Annotated in this window: 21 protein-coding genes and 1 pseudogene; 5 read left to right on the forward strand and 17 right to left on the reverse strand. The window is 69.0% G+C overall.

From position 1 onward, the window contains the following. Positions 1–153: 153 nt before the first annotated feature. The 5 genes from ACI2L1_RS07565 to ACI2L1_RS07585 all read right to left on the reverse strand — a co-directional run bounded on the left by ACI2L1_RS07565 (position 154) and on the right by ACI2L1_RS07585 (position 3,670). A complete protein-coding gene (locus ACI2L1_RS07565) occupies positions 154–969 on the reverse strand; it encodes a GntR family transcriptional regulator (RefSeq protein WP_404738372.1) in 816 nt (271 codons plus the stop codon). A 184-nt stretch (positions 970–1,153) separates the two neighbouring features. After that, on the reverse strand, positions 1,154–1,429 hold the full coding sequence (locus ACI2L1_RS07570) for a hypothetical protein (RefSeq protein WP_404738373.1): 276 nt from the start codon (positions 1,427–1,429) through the stop codon (positions 1,154–1,156). Then, positions 1,410–1,994 carry a GntR family transcriptional regulator gene (locus ACI2L1_RS07575; protein WP_404738374.1) on the reverse strand — a complete coding sequence of 195 codons (585 nt, stop codon included), beginning with the start codon at positions 1,992–1,994 and terminating at the stop codon, positions 1,410–1,412. The genes ACI2L1_RS07570 and ACI2L1_RS07575 overlap by 20 nt, the downstream gene beginning before the upstream one ends. 60 nt (positions 1,995–2,054) lie before the next feature. Beyond that, positions 2,055–2,759, reverse strand: a complete 705-nt coding sequence (locus tag ACI2L1_RS07580) for an HAD family hydrolase (protein WP_404738375.1) — start codon at positions 2,757–2,759, stop codon at positions 2,055–2,057. 29 nt (positions 2,760–2,788) lie between these two features. Then, positions 2,789–3,670 carry a GntR family transcriptional regulator gene (locus ACI2L1_RS07585; protein WP_404738376.1) on the reverse strand — a complete coding sequence of 294 codons (882 nt, stop codon included), beginning with the start codon at positions 3,668–3,670 and terminating at the stop codon, positions 2,789–2,791. 202 nt (positions 3,671–3,872) lie between these two features. On the opposite strand from ACI2L1_RS07585, the gene ACI2L1_RS07590 reads away from it, so the two are divergent. Next, positions 3,873–4,061, forward strand: coding sequence for a hypothetical protein (locus tag ACI2L1_RS07590; protein ID WP_053851924.1), 189 nt, complete (start codon positions 3,873–3,875; stop codon positions 4,059–4,061). 35 nt (positions 4,062–4,096) lie between these two features. Here the strand turns inward: ACI2L1_RS07590 and ACI2L1_RS07595 are convergent, their stop codons facing one another. Continuing rightward, the gene (locus ACI2L1_RS07595) at positions 4,097–5,014 is read right to left on the reverse strand and encodes a winged helix-turn-helix domain-containing protein (RefSeq protein ID WP_404738377.1); all 918 of its coding nucleotides are present in this window, start codon (positions 5,012–5,014) and stop codon (positions 4,097–4,099) included. 184 nt (positions 5,015–5,198) lie between these two features. On the opposite strand from ACI2L1_RS07595, the gene ACI2L1_RS07600 reads away from it, so the two are divergent. Beyond that, a complete protein-coding gene (locus ACI2L1_RS07600) occupies positions 5,199–5,384 on the forward strand; it encodes a hypothetical protein (RefSeq protein ID WP_404738378.1) in 186 nt (61 codons plus the stop codon). Positions 5,385–5,627: 243 nt separating this feature from the next. On the opposite strand, the gene ACI2L1_RS07605 is transcribed toward ACI2L1_RS07600, so the two are convergent. Together ACI2L1_RS07605 and ACI2L1_RS07610 are read right to left on the reverse strand one after the other, a co-directional pair. Further along, a complete protein-coding gene (locus ACI2L1_RS07605; protein ID WP_404738379.1) occupies positions 5,628–6,875 on the reverse strand; it encodes a GNAT family N-acetyltransferase in 1,248 nt (415 codons plus the stop codon). A gap of 88 nt (positions 6,876–6,963) precedes the next feature. Next, the gene (locus ACI2L1_RS07610; RefSeq protein WP_404738380.1) at positions 6,964–7,575 is read right to left on the reverse strand and encodes an aerial mycelium formation protein; all 612 of its coding nucleotides are present in this window, start codon (positions 7,573–7,575) and stop codon (positions 6,964–6,966) included. A 159-nt stretch (positions 7,576–7,734) separates the two neighbouring features. Here ACI2L1_RS07610 and dtd point away from each other — a divergent pair, with 159 nt between their 5' ends. Then, positions 7,735–8,160, forward strand: coding sequence for a D-aminoacyl-tRNA deacylase (gene dtd / locus ACI2L1_RS07615; RefSeq protein ID WP_404738381.1), 426 nt, complete (start codon positions 7,735–7,737; stop codon positions 8,158–8,160). Between the two features lie 13 nt (positions 8,161–8,173). Here the strand turns inward: dtd and ACI2L1_RS07620 are convergent, their stop codons facing one another. The 9 genes from ACI2L1_RS07620 to ACI2L1_RS07660 all read right to left on the reverse strand — a co-directional run bounded on the left by ACI2L1_RS07620 (position 8,174) and on the right by ACI2L1_RS07660 (position 16,728). Beyond that, positions 8,174–9,958: a helix-turn-helix domain-containing protein gene (locus ACI2L1_RS07620; protein ID WP_404738382.1), complete on the reverse strand. Its 1,785-nt coding sequence runs from the start codon at positions 9,956–9,958 to the stop codon at positions 8,174–8,176. A 231-nt stretch (positions 9,959–10,189) separates the two neighbouring features. Then, positions 10,190–11,155, reverse strand: coding sequence for a YgfZ/GcvT domain-containing protein (locus ACI2L1_RS07625; protein WP_404738383.1), 966 nt, complete (start codon positions 11,153–11,155; stop codon positions 10,190–10,192). A 10-nt stretch (positions 11,156–11,165) separates the two neighbouring features. Next, the gene (locus ACI2L1_RS07630) at positions 11,166–11,609 is read right to left on the reverse strand and encodes a Fur family transcriptional regulator (protein ID WP_404738384.1); all 444 of its coding nucleotides are present in this window, start codon (positions 11,607–11,609) and stop codon (positions 11,166–11,168) included. Positions 11,610–11,821: 212 nt separating this feature from the next. Then, positions 11,822–12,397, reverse strand: a complete 576-nt coding sequence (locus ACI2L1_RS07635) for an FABP family protein (RefSeq protein ID WP_020122962.1) — start codon at positions 12,395–12,397, stop codon at positions 11,822–11,824. 215 nt (positions 12,398–12,612) lie between these two features. Next, on the reverse strand, positions 12,613–13,470 hold the full coding sequence (locus tag ACI2L1_RS07640) for a hypothetical protein (protein ID WP_404738457.1): 858 nt from the start codon (positions 13,468–13,470) through the stop codon (positions 12,613–12,615). A 587-nt stretch (positions 13,471–14,057) separates the two neighbouring features. Further along, a complete protein-coding gene (locus ACI2L1_RS07645; protein ID WP_404738385.1) occupies positions 14,058–14,873 on the reverse strand; it encodes a hypothetical protein in 816 nt (271 codons plus the stop codon). Then, a complete protein-coding gene (locus ACI2L1_RS07650; protein ID WP_404738386.1) occupies positions 14,870–15,595 on the reverse strand; it encodes a hypothetical protein in 726 nt (241 codons plus the stop codon). Before ACI2L1_RS07650 ends, ACI2L1_RS07645 begins: the two co-directional genes overlap by 4 nt. Before the next feature lie 114 nt (positions 15,596–15,709). Further along, entirely contained in the window at positions 15,710–15,907 is a 198-nt protein-coding gene (locus tag ACI2L1_RS07655; RefSeq protein WP_404738387.1) for a DUF397 domain-containing protein, read from the reverse strand. Further along, positions 15,889–16,728, reverse strand: a complete 840-nt coding sequence (locus ACI2L1_RS07660) for a helix-turn-helix domain-containing protein (RefSeq protein WP_404738458.1) — start codon at positions 16,726–16,728, stop codon at positions 15,889–15,891. The genes ACI2L1_RS07655 and ACI2L1_RS07660 overlap by 19 nt, the downstream gene beginning before the upstream one ends. Before the next feature lie 181 nt (positions 16,729–16,909). Between ACI2L1_RS07660 and ACI2L1_RS07665 the strand changes: the two are divergent. Continuing rightward, a pseudogene (locus ACI2L1_RS07665) lies at positions 16,910–17,116 on the forward strand (hypothetical protein); the annotation flags it as partial. Between the two features lie 65 nt (positions 17,117–17,181). Further along, positions 17,182–17,418 carry a hypothetical protein gene (locus ACI2L1_RS07670; RefSeq protein ID WP_404738388.1) on the forward strand — a complete coding sequence of 79 codons (237 nt, stop codon included), beginning with the start codon at positions 17,182–17,184 and terminating at the stop codon, positions 17,416–17,418. The last annotated feature ends 3 nt before the right edge of the window (positions 17,419–17,421 follow it).

Consider the following 17,421-nt stretch of genomic DNA (forward strand, 5'->3'; position numbering starts at 1 on the left):
TCTAAACCTCAAAGAGGATGCGCACCCAAGAAAATTGATGCACACGATAGCGGGATGCGCCTGCTCACATGGCCGCAATGCCGCCCTTGGAGCGAGACCTGTCGGACATGTCGGGGCCGCGCCGGACTTTTTAACGTCCCCGTGCTCACTTTGTTACGTCGCGAGCAGCCGCCACGTCGAGTCGAACCATCGCTGCCAGCTGCTCACGATCAACGAGTCCTGGGAGTTCGGGTCGTCGTCCTTGGCGCAGTGGGTCAGCGTGGAGTCGAAGCCCATGACGTCGATGACGTCCATGGTGGTTCCGTCCCTGTAGGTGATGCGCCGCTCGGACGGAACGTACGGGCCGGTCACCACCTCGACCCCGTTGAAGACGTAGAGCTTCGAGTACGGCATGAAGCCGACCCGACGGATCTCCACCGTGGCCTTGAGGCCCTCGATGCTCTGGTCGAGATCCTCGACCAGGCGGAGGAGGTTGTCCGTGTAGTGCTGCCTGATGTCCTGAAGGCGCTTCAGCGGCCTCTCGTCGTCCCGGTCGCCCAGTGCGAACGGGAAGGGCGGCGGTGGCTCGTCGGACGGCACGAGCATGCGGATGGTGATCGTGGCCGGGCTGATCTCACCGACCCGGATGCGCTCCTGCTGCACCCGTACGTGCGTGTAGAGGACCTCCGACGTAAGCGTGAAGGCATCCAGGGCGACATCCCTCGCCTCGAACGCGGCAGCGATCAGCGGGCCGAGTGTCACCCGCCGCGCGGCGGTGTTCCGACGTGCGCTGGATCGAAGGGTCTGCCTGCGCAGCACCATCGCGCCCCGACCCTGACGTGACTCGATCCAGCCCTCGTCGGCCAGGACGGTGAGCACACGCTGGACCGTGTCCCGGGACACGCCGTGCGTCGCGGCGAGGTCACGCTGTGACGGCAGAAGGTCTCCCTCCTCCCGCTCTGTGACGTAGGAGAGCAGGGAGCTCTTCAACTCCTGAAACTTCCGGCCGCCTTCATCGGCCCCACTCCCGGTACCCACAAGCGGACCCTACCGCCGCCGGTCAGAAACCAAACCAGTTCCAGTCAACTCACGTTGATTATCGATCTGTTCGGCCGGGGACAACCACAACACGGCAACCAGCCCACTGGACTGAAATTGGGGGGAGTCGATGGTCTCAGGACGGGTCGTAACGACACCAGCAGGAGTCGAACCACTCCTGCCAGCTCTGCATGAACACGGATCCGGTGGCGTGGGAATCGCCCTCGTCGTTGGCGAGCCGTATCAGGGTCGAGCCCAGGCCCAGTACGTCCCAGGCGTCGATCTCGGTGTCGTCGGCCGTCAGGATCGTGCGTTTCACGATCTTGTAGGGACCAATGAGCCCCTCGACACCTCGGCACAGATACAGCTTGAAAGTCGGGATGAGAGGCACCTCACGGATCTGTACGTCCACGTGGTCGACCAGTCCGTCCGTCTTGAGGTTGCGCAGGGCGTCGCGCAGGGAGGACGTGTGCCGCTGGGTGATCCACCGGAGCCGTTCCTGCAGGATTCGGTCCAGTTCCTGCCCGTCGGCCCCCCTGGCACATCGCTCTGGCTCTCGGGTACGGCAGTTCAGTCGAATCGGAGGGCAGCAGCAGCCGGAGCGCGATGCTCTCCGGGGCGAGGATCTCCTCGTTGCGAATCGCGTCGGCATGCACCCGGATCTGGGTGTCCAGACTCTCCGACGTGAAGGTGAAGACATCGAGTTCGACAACCTGCCGGGCGAAGGCGCGGGCGACGAAGGGGCCGAGGGCGACACGCACAGGGGGCGTCTTCGGGGCGGGCGCCACATGTATCGGCGGGGTCGCGATGACCCGCGAACCGCTGCCCTGGCGCGATGCGATCCAGCCTTCGCTCTTCAACTCGTCCAGGACGCGCTGGATCGTGTCGCGCGAGACGTCGAACTCTTCGGCGAGGGCACGCTGCGGAGGCAGGTGGGCGCCCTCCCGGTACTCGCCGTCGGCGATGCGGGCCCGCATCGTCGCCAGAATGGCGGCTCCCTTGCCGTGTGCCTCGTTCACTACCCGACCGTACCGACCTCAGGACTGGCCGCGCAGCGCGTCCAGCACCTTCTCCAGCGAGCCCACTACGACCTCGGCGCCCGCGTCCCTCAGGATTCGGTCCTTGTCAGGGTTACGCGCGTAGCCCAGGAACCCGACACCAGCCTGCCGCGCGGCCTTGAGGTCCGTAGCGGCGTCGCCGACCATCAGGGTGACCGAGGGATCGGCACCCATTGCCTTGATGGCCTCTTCCAGGCAGTACGGGTTGGGCTTCATCAGGTCGAGGTTCTGCGTACGGCCGTAGACGTGCGCAAAGCAGTCCGCCAACGTACGGCTCTCGATGTACGCCTTGGCCGCGCGGGCGGAGTTGTTGGTCGTGATGGCGAACCTGGCTCCGTGCGCCCACCATGTCCTGATCAGACGATCCGCGTGCATCGTCGGCATCGCCTTTGGAACGGCCTCCAGCTCTCGCACGGTCAGCCATTCCTCCAGTTCGAGGACCAAGTCGCTTCCCGGGCGGAGTCTGTGCACACCCCACAGAGCGTCGTGAGGGTCACTGCTGGATCGTTCCTGCTCGGTCAACAACGAGCCCATGCCCAACGCGTCTATCTGCCCGACCAGTTGCTCGGCTATCTCGTACGCCGGATATCCCGCGAACAGCCCGCAGATCGGCCCATCCAGATCCCAGAGCACGTACCGGGCCGAGGTGACCAGTGATGCGAGTCGTGCTGTCTCTGCTGTCACCGGTTCAGTGTGCGTCTTCTGAGGAGTCACTAGGAGAGTGTCAGGTCCGTGGTGATGGTTTCCCAGAGGGCGTCGAACCACTTCTGCGATTGGTCGACGAACGAGGCGTCCCGTTCGCCGGCGCTCTTCTCGAAGGAGAAGAGGAGCGACTCGGTGCCGAGGACGTCGTACATGTCGAGCATTCCGGCTTCCGTGGCCTCCTCCCGGCGCGCGACCATGTAGTACGCGATCAGCGCCTCCGACTCGTTGAGCAGGTACAGCTTCACCGGCGGCGTGAACGGCAGTGCCCGGAACCTGACGTTGACGTCGATGTTGTGGGAGGAGCGCAGGGCCTGGAGGTTGTGGCGCAGGACGTGACCCTGGGCGTTGCGCATCTCCAACCAGCGCTGATGGACGGGGTTGTCGTCTTCTGGGACCTCGACCGGCACCGGAAAAGCCAGGTTGATGTCGCGGGAGGGCAGCAGGATACGGACGTCGATCGACTCGGGGTGGATCCGACCCTCGTGGATGTGGCGGACCGGTTCGCTCAGGGCCACCATCAGCGTCTCCGCCGTCAAGCAGGCCGCGTCGATGTGGACGTGCGGGCTGGAGAACGCCTCCGTGAGGCGGGGGGCCAGGCCGACCATCGTGGGCTGGGGCTCACCCGACAGTGCGGGCGCCCGCTCCGCGATCCGCGGCGGACTCCCCTTGCTCACATTGCTCAGCAACCCGTCCTCCTGCAGCGCGCGCAGGGCCTGGCGGACCGCGCCCCGTTCCACGCCGAACTCCTCCGCGAGTTCGGCCTGGGTGGGGAGGCGGTCGCCTGCCTTGAGGTCGCCCACGCGGATGCGTTCCCGCAGGGTGTCGGCGATTTCCTGGGGCGAGAGCCTTCTGCTGCCGTTCACTGCCACGTTCTCCTGGGTCACGACCAAACGTTACAACTCCAATCCATCTATGGGGAGTTGTTGCGAAGTTGTTTATCAACCCCCACCAAGTGGGGACAACATAGTCAGAGTTGGTTACCAACTTGGTTGAGTTGGTGGAAGTTTTGCCTCCAGGCTCACCTCGTCCGCTCCGTTCGCTCCGTCAGCTTCGCCCGCCCCGCCCGCCCGGAAGCCCGAAGGGGGAACCAACATGCCGGCCCTCGCCCTCCTCTCCGCCGTCTTCGTAGTCGGCGTCGAGCAGACCTTGCAGTGGAAGTACGGCGCCAGCGGCATCATCGGGATGCTCCTGCTCACCATCGGCATCAAGGCCAAGAACCCGGCGATCAGTTCGACGGGGGCCGTCGTCCTCGCCCTGCTGGTCGCGGGACCGGCCCTATGAGGGTGAGGAGCACCCGTCAGTCGGTGTGGGAGACGTCAGTTCGTGAGTGCCAACTCCGAACTGATCGTCTCCCACAGTGCGTTGAACCACAGATGGGACTGCTCCACGAAGGTCGTGTCCCGCAGCCCCGCGCCCTGCTCGAAGGCGAACAGCATCGACTGGGTGCCCTCGGAGTCGTACAACTCCAGGTGCTCGTGGTCGATCTCCTCCTTGCGGCGCGTCAGCGTGTAGTACGCGAACAGTGCCTCCGTGCCGTTGAGGAGGTACAGCTTCACCGGTGGTGTGAAGGGCAGGGCGCGGAAGGAGACGTGTACGTCGATGCCGTGCGTGGCGCGCAGGGCCAGGAGGTTGTGCCTCAACACCTGCCCCTGCGCGTTGCGCTGGGCCAGCCAGCGTTCATGGACCGGGCCGTCGCCGTCGTGGGCCTCGACCGGCACCGGGAACGCGAGGTCGATGTCCCGGCCGGGCAGCAGGACACGGACATCGACCTTGGCCGGATTCAGCCGTCCGGCATGGATCTCGCGCAGCCCCTCGCCGATGGCGAGGTTGAGGGACACCGACGTCAGGCACAGGGCGTCTATCTCCACGTGCGGGGCCGCGAACGCGGAGGCGATACGGGGGCCGAGGGCCACCGTGGTGGGCTGCGGCACGGCTCCGGGCCCGGTCAGCGCCCGGCCGACACCCAGGTCGGGGGCGACGGTCGCCGGACTTCCCTTGGAGACATTGGTGAGCAGGTGTTCCTCCTGCAGGACGTACAGCGCCTGGCGTACCACCCCGCGCTCGACCCCGAACTCGTCGGCCAGCCTCGCCTGCGTGGGCATGCGCTGACCTGCTCGCAGCGCGCCGGACCGGATCCGGGCGCGGAGCTCGTCGGCCACCTCCTGAGGTGACTTCTGTGGCCGCTGCGACCTCTTCCGCCCATTGGCGGAGGCGTGTTTCGGGTCCACGACCAAACACTACAACTTCCCGCCATCTTTGGGCAGTTCACTGGAAGGTGGTTATGAGCCGCATCCAAGCGGAGATAAGTACAGTGAAGTTGGTCGCCAACTTGAGCAACCTTGAGAAACATGGTCAAAGCTTCACAAGGTTGGCCACGTCGGCGGTCGACAGGGGCCACCGTCCCGAAGGGGGACCGTCATGCCGTTCATCGCCGTCCTCATCGCCGCCCTCGCCGTCGGCTTCGAGGCACTCGTCCAGTGGAAGTGGGGTGCGATGGGCATCGTCGCGTTCGTCGCGCTGACCATCGGCGTCAAGTCCAAGAACGTCGCGATCGGTGGCATCGGAGCGGTCATCCTCGTGATGCTGCTCGCCCAGTCCGGATGACGCCCGCCCGCCGGGCCCAGGATCCGGCTGACCGGGCTCCCTCCTGGAGGGGAGCCGGGAGCCTGGTCGGTCTGCACAGCCACAACTGAACACCGACAACTGAACAGCAGCGACAGCTGCACACACGCGCACAGCCAAAACTGAACAGCCACACCCGCACAGCCACAACTGAACAGCTCGCTACGGATGCGAAGCACAGCTCAGATCAACGCACGGCCCACCCGTCCCCGCCCCGAAGGAGCCTCAGAACATGTCCGGGCACCAGGGCCGCCTGGACGTACGCAGCAGGGCGTCGGCCCCCCGGCCGGCGCCCATTCGTTCTTCCCGGACCCGCCCCAGCGCCACGAGCCGCGCCACCGACTCGTCACCGAGCCACAGCGCCGCCAACTCCCGCACGTCCAGCGTGAGATCAGGGCTCGCGGTCGTCGCCGTACAGGAGGCCCCGTCCGGCGAGGCCTCCAGCCGGTAACGGCCCCCGGTCAGCCCGGCGCCGTCCACCACCTCCAGCACCAGCGTGCCCTCACCCTCGTACGTCCGCGCCTCCAGGGCCCGTACGACATCCAGGATCCGCACCCACAGCCAGTCGGCCTGTGTGGTGATACGGGCGGCACGCGGGTCCGGCAGGAGCTGCGGGAGCAGGTCGTCGGGGGCGCGCACCCCGCTCCTGACCTGGTTGACCCAGTCGATAGAGCACAGGTAGTGCCACAGGGCGCGCTCGGCGGCCGGGGCCGTGGTGATCATCGACCGCACGCTCGCCGTGTTCAACGGCTGCTTGGCGTCGCCCCACTTGTCGTCGACCTCGTACGCCAGCAGCCCCTCGACCGTGCCGTCGGCCGCCCGGTACACCGCGAAGAACGGCTCGGTCCACTTCGGGTCGACGCGCACCGCGCCCGTCTTGGTCTGCCACAGCCAGTCGCCGCGGCTGACGGCACCCGCCGTGGCACGGCGCATCCGGTCGTGCAGCTCGGGACCGAACTTGCGTACGTCGTCGGGGCCCACGAGATCGATACGACCGTGCAGGTCCGGCCCACGGAGGTCGAGGCCGGTGCGCGGGACGTCGATCGTCCACTCGGCGGCCGAGGTCGCGGGCCCGAAGCCGTACCGGCCGTAGATCCGGTACTCGGCGGCGATCAGCGTGGCCACGACGTCGCCGCGTTCCTTCGCGTCCGCGAGGTCCTGGCGCATCATCCGGGTGAGCAGACCGCGCCGGCGGTGGGTGGCGGTGACGGTGACGGCGGAGATCGCGTCGGCGGCCACGAACCCGCCGCCGACCGCCGTCACCTCCTGCGCGAAGGACCGGAAGGTCGCCACGCACCGGTCCCCGTCGAAGGCCCCGATGAACCGACCGGGCTCGAACTGACTCCTCCGGGCCTCCAGCTCCGCCTCCGCCACGACCGGCTCCCGCAGAAACCCGGCGTGCACGGCCCGCAGCCACTCCGGGTACTCGGCCTCGGTGACCGGACGGACGTCGATGTCGGCTCGGGCGCTCATGGGGCCACGGTAGGCCGGTGGGGGTGAGGTGTCGCGTCGTTTTCCCTGCCGCGGTCCGCGACGCCGAGCTGTCCCGAAGGACAGAGACCTAGGTCAGCAGGTCCTCCACCTGTGCCTCCCCCTCCCGGTACCGCCGCGCGATCTCCCCGCTGCTCTCGTCGGCCGTCCGCTGCAGCCGCTGGCGCCGCCCGGAGACCTGCTGCTCGTACCGCACCAGCCGGCCCATCGCCGTGATCAGTTCCAGGTCGGTGCGGGCCTCCAGGTCGGACAGCTCGACCTCGGCGAGCATCTCCGCGGCCAGCAGCCGGTACTCCTCGCTGTACGGCGTGCCCAGCGTGACGTGGCGGGCCGAGGAGCGATGGCGGGCCGGGGCGTCCGTGAGGATCTCCGGGAGGCGTGCGACGACCGACACCTCGCCGATGTCCATGACGGCACCCTTCGGGGACCGGCGTGCCAGTTCCGCGCGGAGGATGTCGATACGGCCCTGCAGCAGCCGCCGGACATAGCTGAGGTCGGCCTCGTCCCTCTGGGCGTCCCGGCGCAGGGTGCGCAGTTCGGGCAGGCTCAGCGTGGCGAGATCGTGCTCGGGTGGTTCCGGCGGCAGCAGAGGGCTGCCCGTACGCTGCACGGGCGGCCGGGGTGTGTCCGGGCCCGTCTCACGAACAGGCCCGCAATGCTGCCCCGTACTCGGTGTGCTCATGCGTCTCAACCGTCCCCTCGACCGGCGTGTGGAAGCATCGTGCCACCCCAAGTGGCCGCTATGTGACCGAGTGCCCCCGAACGGCCCCAGATGGGGGGGTTAAGGATCAAAAACAAACCCGCGCGTGGCCGCTTCCGACGGGACCGGCATGATGAGCGCATGCGAGCGGTGGTGCAGAGGGTGGACGGCGCGAGCGTCGTCGTCGACGGTGAGACGGTCGGGGAGATCAGCGGCGAGGGACTGTGCGTCCTGGTCGGGGTCACGCACGAGGACACCAAGGAGAAGGCGGTCCAACTGGCCCGCAAACTCTGGTCGGTGCGCATGCTGCACGACGAGAGGTCGTGCAGCGACATCGACGCCCCGCTGCTCGTGATCAGCCAGTTCACCCTGTACGGCGACGCTCGCAAGGGCCGCCGCCCCACCTGGAACGCGGCCGCCCCCGGCGAGGTCGCCGAGCCCCTGGTCGAGGAGGTCGTCGCCCAACTGCGCGCGCTGGGCGCGACGGTGGCCACCGGCCGCTTCGGCGCGCGGATGCGGGTGTCCCTGACGAACGACGGCCCCTTCACGGTCCTGCTGGAGATGTGAGTTCCGAGGACTTCTACGGCTCCGCCGACGCCCTGAGCAGGAACTCGTGGCAGTCCCGCGCCACGGCCGTCATCCCGAGCTCCCGCGCGGTACGGAGCGCGGTACGGGCGAGGTCGCACGCCCCGGCCCGTACGGCCGCATCGTCCGTACGGCGACGCGCCCGCGCCTCGTCCAGCCGCAGGCGCGCCATCTGCGCCGGTGAGTGCTGCGCGAGACGCACCGCGCGCCGCAGGTGCCCGAGCGCGGTCTCCGGCTCCCCCGCGACCAGCGCCAGCAGTCCGCTGAAGCGCGCGGCGGGGCCCAGCAGGACGGTCGGCCAGCCCGCGAGGACCAGTTCCCCGGGGTGCGCGTCCAGGAGGGCGCGCAGGGCTGGGACGTACGGCAGCAGTTCCTGAAGGCGTACGTCCCTCTCCGCCAGCTCGGCGCACGCCTGGGCGAGCACGGCCGCCGTGGGCAGCGCCCAGCCGCTCGGCGGGAACCTGGTGAACCCCCCGGTGTCCGCGGCGAACGCCAGCACCTGGTCGGCCGCCTGGTCGTGGCGGCCGGTCTCGCACAGGGCGAGCGCGAGTCCCGCCCGCCACACCGGGAAGTAGTCGCGGCGTCGGACGCCGGACATGAGCGGGGAGCCGAACAGCTCTGCCATCCGGCCCTGTTCGTGCCGGAGCCAGTAGGCCTGGCCCAGACAGGTCTGGCTGAGGGTGTCGGCGGGCACCGACAGATCCCTCTCCATGGTCTCGGCGATCGTCCTGGACTCGCCGAGAATCCACTCCTCGGCGGCGGCGAACTCGCCCTGCCACAGGTTCATCAGGGCGTCCAGCGTGCCCTGTTGCCAGTGCGCGAGGGTGCTGTGCCGGTGGGCGGCGTGCTCGCGATGGCGTCGTACGGTCGCGTCCGCGGCGGTCACCCGGCCCACCCGCAACTGGTCGATGGCGAGGGCGACCAGGGCCTCGCCCATGAAGAACAGCGAGCGGGAGCGGGTGGCCACGTCGCGTAACTCGGCGGACAGCGCGAGGAGTTCACCGGCGGGGGCGAAGTCGTAGAGGGCCCAACGGCATTCGGTCAGGATCTCGCAGTGCGTCTCGGCGCCGATGCCGGGGAGCCTCTCGCGCAACTCCCGGAGCACGCCCCGGGCGCGGTCCACGCTGGTTCCCGGCTCGGCGCCGGGGACCGCGGTGTCGTCGCCGACGCCCATGGTCAGCTTCTTGGCGCGGTGCGCGGTCAGACGCAGCCGTAACTCCACCGCGGGCAGGTCCTCGCGGCCGGCCAGCGTCTTCAGGCACTCGTCGATCCGCGCGAGGAGGTCCCGGTCGACCTGGCCGGGGTCCGACCAGCGACGGGCGCACCGCACCACCGCGTAGGCCCGGGCCAGGTCGTCGCCCTCGGCGGCCCGGTACGCCGCGAGGTAGAGCCGGCCCGCCTCGTACATGTCGCCGAGCAGATGGCGGGCGTCGCCGCGGCGGATCAGCTGTTCGAACTCGGCACCGAAGGCACCGGCGTCATCGATGCCGACCCGCCGGGCAGGTGGCTCCGCGGAGGGGCCGGAGGGACCGCCCCGGCGGCGCTCGGGCCGCTCGGACGCCTCGGGCCGGTCGGGCAGCAGCCCCAGCAGCTCACCCTCCGCGTGCAGGGCCGTGTCGCACTCCCGGGCCAGTGCGGGGCCGGGCAGCCGACTGCCGTTCTCCACCCGGCTGAGGTAGCTCTTGCTGTAGTTGACGAGCCGTGACAGGCCGCCGAGCGAGAGCCCGGCCGCCTTTCTGCGCATGCGCAGCGCCTCGGCGAATTCCTCTTCCGGTGTCATGGCGCCTCCCCCGGGGCATATCGCCACTTCGTTCGCCGAACACTTGCTCCCCGTGTTCGTGTGGTCGCTGCCCGTTGCCAAATTATGGGTTGTCAACGACATATCACGCCCTGTGTTTCCAGCCGGACTCATCCTGGGACGTGGAGAGCGCCCCGCGCGGGGGGCGGGGCGCTCACGACGGGGACGACGCGGAGAGTCAGAGCATGCCGCGCAGACGGGCCGACCGGACGCCTACGGCTCTACGACGACTTCCTGGGCCGCGGCCGTGGTGTCGGCGACGAGCCGCGCGTCCACCGGTACGTTCCGCTTGATCAGGGCGAGCGCCACCGGGCCGAGTTCATGGTGTCGTACGGACGTCGTCACAAAACCGATCTTGCGGCCGTCGGGTGCCTCGTCCGCGAGCCTGATGTCGGTCCCGGCGGGCGGCAGATGCACCTCGCTGCCGTCGAGGTGCAGGAAGACCAGGCGCCGGGGCGGCTTGCCCAGGTTCTGGACGCGGGCAACGGTCTCCTGCCCCCGGTAGCAGCCCTTCTGGAGGTGAACGGCCGTGTCGATCCAGCCCAGTTCGTGCGGGATGGTGCGGTGGTCGGTCTCGAAGCCGAGGCGGGGGCGGTGGTGCTCGACGCGCAGCGCCTCGTAGGCGAGCAGACCGGCCGCGGGACCGGACTTCTCGGCGTACGACTCCAGGTCGGCCCGCGGCAGGAACAGATCACGGCCGTACGGCGTCTCGCGTACGACGGCACCCTGGGGCACCTCGGCGATGGAACCTGCGGGGAGGTGGACGACCGCGAACTCGTCCGTGCGGTCGGCGACTTCGACCCGGTAGAAGAACTTCATCGACTCCAGGTAGGCGATCAGCGCACTCTGGGTGCCGGGTTCGACGTGGGCCCAGACCGTGGTGCCGTCGTCGACCAGGTAGAGGGCGTGCTCGATGTGGCCGTGGGCGGAGAGGATCAGTGCCTCGGTGGCCTGGCCCGTGGGGAGGTCGCTGACGTGCTGGGTGAGCAGGAGGTGCAGCCAGCTGAGGCGGTCGTCACCGGTGACGGACACGACCCCGCGGTGCGAGAGGTCGACGAATCCGGTGCCGTCGGCGAGGGCGCGCTGTTCGCGGAACAGGTCGCCGTAGTGCGCGGCGACGCCTTCGTCCACGCCCTCGGCGGGGACGGCGCCGGGCAGGGACAGCAGGGGGCTCTTCATATGCACAAGCCTACGACTCGGTAGTTGAATTCTTGAGCTTGAGGGAACAGTCCTGGCAACGGCCGAAGATCGCGAAGTGCTTCATGTCGGTCTCGAAGCCGAAGGTGTCGCGCAGCTTGGCCGTGAACTCGGCGGCCACCTCGATGTCCGCCTCGATGACGTTGTCGCAGTCGCGGCAGACCAGGTGGATGTGGTGATGGCGATCGGCGAGGTGGTACGTCGGCGCCCCGTGCCCCAGATGGGCATGGCTGACCAGACCGAGCTCCTCCAGGAGCTCCAGCGTCCGGTACACGGTCGAGATGTTGACCCCCGACGCCGTTTTCTTCACTTCCGTGAGGATGTCGTCAGGGGTCGCGTGTTCCAGGGTGTCCACAGCTTCGAGGACAAGCTGACGCTGCGGCGTCAGCCGGTAGCCGCGCTGCCTTAGGTCGCTCTTCCAGTCGGTGCTCACCACGGGGTCCAGTGTAGGAGCGTCGGGGGGAGACGTCGGCCCGGTCAGGGATGTGGGACGGGAAGCTCCGCGTAGTGCGCATGTGATCTACCTCATCGCGGTGGTACCGGCAGCCCGGCTCCAGCCCTCGGCATCCAAGGCTTCCGTGCCCGCACCCGGAACGTCGAACAGCCCCGGCGTGGGCGGGCCGGGGCTGTTCCGAGTCAGGGGGAGGGCTACTTGAAGAAGGCGATTCCGTCGTCCGGCATGTCGTCGGGGAGGGCCTTCGCCCAGCGCTCGACATCCTCCGGCGTGACGACCTTCTTCAGGTGGGCCGACATGTAGGGGCGCAGCTCGACCTCGGGGGTCTGCTTCTCGCCGACCCACATGAGGTCGCTCTTGACGTAGCCGTACAGGCGCTTGCCGCCGCTGTACGGCCCGGACGCGGCCGTACGCGCGACGGCGTCGGTCACCAGGTCGATCTGCGGCTTCTGGTCGGCCATCTCGCCGTACCAGATCTCGACGACGCCGTCGTCGCGGACCATCGTCACCTCGACCTTGCGGTCGGCGTCGATGCGCCAGAAGCCGTGCTCGGTCTCCAGCGGGCGGACCTTGTTGCCGTCGTTGTCCAGCACCCAGGTGTGGGACTCGTACTCCAGGAAGTCCCGGCCGTCATGGCCGAAGGTCACCTCCTGGCCGAAGTTGCACTTCTCCGAACCCGGGAAGTCATGCACGCCCGCGCCGGCCCAGTTGCCGAGCAGGAAGGCGAGCGGGACGAGGTCCTTGTGGAGGTCGGACGGGATCTCGATCATGAGTGGCGGTTCCTAGACGGGGGTCAGCGCTGGCCCTGGTACAGCTTCTTCACGGTCAGCCCGGCGAAGGCGAGGACGCCGACGCAGACCAGGACCAGCAGGGCTTCGAAGAAGATCTCCACGGGGTGCTCCTCGGATGAGCGGGGTGCGGTGCATGTACACAGGGCCGGGCCCCAGCTTACGCGGCCGGGGCCCGGGGGTCCGTGCGGGTCTCCTCACCCCAGGAGCTGGCTCTGGAGGGTCACCGTCTGCTGGAAGGGGACGGGGTTCGCGGTGCCCTTGCGGGACTGGACGACCAGGGCGAGTACGTCGCCTGCGCTGATGTAGGCGTGCCGGGCCTGCTCCTTGCCGTACGGCTTGGACTCGACGTAGACGGACGCGGTGATGTCCTGGATCCGGGCCGCGTCCGGGAAGTCCTCGTCGGAGACGGAGTCGGGGGCGTCGCGCAGTTCGTAGCCGGGGCTGCCGTACGGGGCGATGTCCCGGCCGAACAGGTCGTCCGCGACGGCCGCGGTGTCGAACTGGAGCAGGTAGACGCGGGTGTGCGTGCCGTCGGGGGTGGTCCAGCCGCGGGCCGCGATGTGCCGCAGACCGTTGTCGTAGAGCTTCTTCCCCAGCTCCTCGCGGTCCTCCTTCTCGGCGTACTCCGAGAGCAGGTCCTTGGTCGCCAGCCACCCGTCGGTACCGCTGAGCGCCTTGTCGACGGTCGCCCCCTCGGGCGCGGGCAGCACCAGCGCGCGCAGGTCGGCGTAGTGGCTGCCGGCCTTGTTCTCCGCCGCGAGGGGCCCCGGGCTGCCGGAGGGCAACGGCGCCTTCGTCAACGTCGGATACACCCACCGCCCGTCCGACACGGTCGCCAGCCCCGGCACGTCCGTCCGCTCCATCCCGGCGATCCCGTACGCGGTCCCGGCACCGAACGCGGCGAAGGTGAGGAGGGCGGCGGTCCAGCGGAGGGTTGCCCGGAGGACGCGGTGGTCCTTCTTGGGGGTGGGGGTGGGGTCTGGGGTGAGGGTGGGGTCTTGGAGAGCTGCGGGGTCGGGTACGAGTGCCGGGGCGGGGGCGGACGCGGGCAGCGCCGGGGGCGCGGGGGCCTGTGGGGGCTCCGGCGCGGATGTGGACGCGGGCGCGGACACCGGCCCCGAGGCCGGGGCAGCGTCTGACGGGGCGAGTGCGGGCTCAGATGCGGATCCGGGCACCGCCCCGGGCTCGGGCACACGCGCGGATTCCGGCTCGGATGCGGACGCGAGCGCCGATCCTGGCGCGGGCACGCGCCCCGACTCGGGGGCGGCCTTGGGCTCGGATGCAGGCGTGGGTGACGCGGGCTCGGCGGGCCGGGGTGACGGCACGACGTCCTGCGGCTCGGTCCGCTCGGTCCGCTCGGTCCGCTCGGTCCGCTCGGTCCGCTCGGTCCGCTCGGCCTGGTCGGCCTGGTCGGTCTCGCTGATCCGCTCCGCCGTCTCGGCCGGGTGGCCCTGCTCGACCCCGCCGACCGACTTTGTCACCTCGACCTGCTCGGCCTCGCCGGAAACGGTCGTCCCCGTCGCCGCATGCCCGGCCTCGCCGACCGGACCCGTCACCTCAGCCTTCCCGGGCCCCGCTGTCGAATCCGGCGCCGCAGGCCTGTCGGGCTTCGGGTAGGTCTTCTCTTCTGTCTGCTCGGTCACACCGACTCCCCCGGCTCCGCGATGCGGTCGAGCTGCTCGCGCATGAGCATCGCGACACCCTTCTGCTGCATTGGCTTCGCGCTGTCCGCGGTAAAGCTGACCAGGACGTTTCCCTGGAGGGCGAAGCAGTGCATCGAGTCCAGCTTCGTGTCGGAATCCGTCGGCGCCAGGAAGCAGCGGGCGTCCTTGTGGCCCTCGATCCGGGGCCCGTCGCGCAGGACGTCGCCGAGCGCGTCGAGGAGCTCGTTCTGGAACTCCGTGATCCCCTTCGCCGCCGCCTTGTTGTCCAGCTGCACCAGCTCGATGGTCACCGCGGAGGCCTTGTCCGTGTAGACGGAGGAGATCTCGTCGGTGCTCATGTAACTGCGCATCGCGATACCCGTGAGGCGCTGCTTGTCGATCTGCTTCTCCAACGCCTTGCGCTGGGAGCGGGGCAGGCCGCTCAGCGACTCCTTGCGGAGCGCGGTGGCCTGGGCACCACTGAGCTCGGCGTCGTACCCGTACTCCCCGATGTCCGGCCCCCGGCTCCACCCGTCGGCGCCGTACGGCACGAGCATCGCCGACAGCCCCTTCACGGCGGCCGCCTTCTCCTTGACGGCCCCGCCCTTCGGGAACTTCCACACGGGGGCACCCGCGTCCCGGTCGGCGCCGTCAACGGTGATCACCGTGTAACCGACGCCCGCGACGACCGCCCCGGCCAGCACCACGGCCCCTAGCACCGCGGCGATACGACCACGACGAACCGGCTTCTTCGCCGGCTCGGCCGGACCGACCTCGGCCACCTGCTCGATCTCGATCCCGCTCTCGCTCACAGCTTCTTCACCTGCCGCTCGGCCAGCTCCATGATCTTCGCCTTCGGGATGGGCTTGGTGTCCCAGACGAAGATCTTCATGGCGATGTCCCCACGCCAGGCGACGGCCGTGGCGTTGTACTGCGGCAGATAGCCGGGCTTGGTGTCCGGCTTGGTGTGGACATACGCCATCGCGTTGTCGCTGCCCGGAACCGCCCAGCTCTTGGTGCCGTCCACGGAGTCCTCGTAGTAGTTCTCGCCGTCGGCCCAGTCGGAGGTCTGCAGCGCCTCCTCCTGCCGGTACTGGACCAGGCGGATCTCGACGCCGTAGGTGCTGCCGACCTCCCAACCCGTGTCGACCGCGCGGCGGAACTCCTTGGCTACGAGGTCACTGAACGCCCCGGCCGGCTTGTCGTACGTCGCCGCCGTGTCGGCCAGCGTCATCCAGCGGTCACCGGTCACCCAGTCGCCGTCCTTCGCCCCGGCCGGCTTCTTCAGCAGCAGCTTGCGCAGGTCACCGTCGGTCTTCACGCGGCGGTCCTGGGAGGCGGAAAGGGGCTCGGGGGCCGGGCCCTTGGCCTGGGCGAGCGTCGGCTGGGAGAGCGAGGCGAGCTTCGTCGGCTCACGGTCGGCCTGGATCAGATATCCGGTACAGCTCCCGGCGACGACGCCGAGTACGGCCGCGGCGGCGATCAACAGTGTCGTACGGCCCCGGCGGCGCCCACCGGGTCTCTCTTCGGGCACTTCCGGTACTTCGGGTACTTCCAACGCGTCCCCCACAAAACGTGAAGCGCGCATTCCGTATGCGCGCTCCACAGGAGACTCCTGGTCAACCCCCAGAGTTGTACGGAAGGTTGATCACGATCCGGCCACATCCGCAACGAACACGGCCCACGCCTCATCAGAGAAGACCAGCCCGCGCCGACCGGGATCCTTGCTGTCACGGACGGGGACGAGGGTGGGGAGGTCGTCGGAGACTTCCAGGCAGGCGCCGCCGTCCGGGTTGCTGTAACTGCTCTTGCGCCACGTCACACCGTTCAGGTCGATGGCTCGCACGGCACTTCCTCCAACATCCGCATGATGAACTTCCGTGACTCGCCCGGGTTCAGCGCGAGGTCACGCATCGCATCGTAGGCACGGTGGAGCCGCTCAACGGACGAATTTTCCTCGACCAGTTCACCTCGCAGGGCGTTCTCCAGGTACACCACCGTCCGCCCGCCCAGCAGCTTCAGGAACATCACGTCGCTGCTCACCAGACCGTGCATCCCGGCGCCCTGCGGCAGCACCTGGATCGTGTTGGGCCACTGCGCCGCCTCCAGCAAGTGCTCCAACTGCCCTCGCCACGCGCCCGCGTCCCGCAGGGGCGTCCGCAACACCGCCTCCGCGAGGACAGCCCGGAACAGCGGCGCGTCCTCTTCCTCCAACAGCTTGCGCCGCCCGGTGCGGGCCTCGACCTGCTGGTCCAGCTCCTCACCCTTGGCACCGCCCAGCGCAAGCAGCTCACGGGCGTACCCGTCCGCCTGAAGAAGGCCGTGCACGGTACTGACTCCGAAGTGCCACAGGCTGTGCGCCTCCGTCTCCAGCACCATGTACCGACGGTACTGCTCCTTGAACTGCGTCGGATCCCCAACCGCCAGCTCCCAGAGGGCCAGCAGCGTCCCCGACGTCCCGTAGTGCTGGTCCAGGGCCTCCACGACCTCCGGGCTGCCCAGGCTGCGCCCGCTCTCCATCTTCCCGAGCGTCGATGCGTCCCAGCCGAGCCGGTCCGCCAAGTCCCGGAGACTCTCACCCTTTCCGGCCCTCAGTAACCGCAGTTCCTCCGCGAACCGCGCCCTCGGTTCATGGCTCCGCCCCGTGACGACCCGCCGCTGCGGCACCGCACCCTCCTTGATCATCCTTGTGGAATTTGTGGAATTTGGAACGCCCGCTGTGGAATTTGCGGCCGTTCCCGTCGCGATCCGTCCCCGCCCTGAGCCATGCTCGTACCGACCCAGGAATACGCAGAGTAGTCCAACTGTCGCATTCCTTATAGATGTTGGGCGAAAGGACAGAAAAGCCATGGAACCGGGAACGCTTCTCTTCGACCCCGCCACCAACAGAGTCGGCGAGTACCAGGACCGCTCGGGGCCGTACGCGATGCTGCGTCCCGTGGGCGGTGGCCGGGAGTGGCAGGCCGATCCGGCGGCGCTGCGGCCGGCCACCGACCAGGAGCGGCTGAGCGCCGGGGTCCGCGCGGCGAACGACCGTGCGCGGGCCGGCCTTCCGCAGACCGACGGTCCGTTCCTTGTGGCCGGTCATCCGTGCGGGCAGCAGGGAGAGGCGGGCCTCGCATGAGCGTGCCGCCGCCCTACTATCCGTATCCGTATCCGCTGCCGACCGAAGGCCCGACCTCGACGGAGGCCGTGGCGCGGGCGGCGCCTCCCCCGCCGGCCGCACACCCCCGCCGCCGGCGCCGACGGCCGCGCCTGCGGATCCCCTGGGTCCTCGTGGACGACGCCTTCTGGACCGGTGTGCTCACCGCGCTCAGCATCGCGGGACTGCTGGCGGTGATCGTCGCGACGACCTGACCG

It is taken from the genome of Streptomyces sp. NPDC019531 (genome assembly GCF_044903305.1).
Classification (GTDB): domain Bacteria; phylum Actinomycetota; class Actinomycetes; order Streptomycetales; family Streptomycetaceae; genus Streptomyces.